Below are 395 nucleotides of genomic sequence, written 5' to 3'. Positions count from 1 at the left end.
ATGGCAAAGCGGGTTCGGCATCCGGGCCAGCAGGAGTGGAATGAGGGGCAGCTGACAACGCGAAGAACGCTCCGATGCGGGCGCGGCAAAACTGGGCGGCGCACCGAAAATGAGTTCCGCCCGGCAAAGGCGAAAAGNGTATAAGAGACAGAGATAATCCGCCGCGCCAAGTGCGAACCGAAAATGCGGACGGTCAGGTCGGTGGCGAGGAAGATGAAGGGAAAGGAAAACGCGCCCCAAGTGGTGTGGATGCCGAAAAGTTTTTAACTGCGATGCTTCAGGAGCAGGGCGAAGCGGCGCACAAAGCGCTGCTGCTGGAGGCTATCAGAGAGCTGGTCGAATTGCAGAAGGCGAGCCGTGAAGGGGTTTTGCCCGAATATGACCGTGAAACGATG

2 pseudogenes are annotated in these 395 nt (G+C 58.4%); one reads left to right on the top strand and one right to left on the bottom strand.

From position 1 onward, the window contains the following. Positions 1 to 152: 152 nt before the first annotated feature. Positions 153 to 263: pseudogene (locus ACRPFF_RS11450) on the bottom strand (VUT family protein); the annotation flags it as partial. Between ACRPFF_RS11450 and ACRPFF_RS11445 the strand changes: the two are divergent. Then, a pseudogene (locus ACRPFF_RS11445) lies at positions 258 to 395 on the top strand (aminoglycoside phosphotransferase); the annotation flags it as partial. The pseudogenes ACRPFF_RS11450 and ACRPFF_RS11445 overlap by 6 nt on opposite strands.

The sequence above is a fragment of the Neisseria sp. SLRRB23 genome (assembly GCF_050896295.1).
Classification (GTDB): Bacteria; Pseudomonadota; Gammaproteobacteria; order Burkholderiales; family Neisseriaceae; genus Neisseria.
This window is presented reverse-complemented; position numbering and strand designations above follow the sequence as displayed.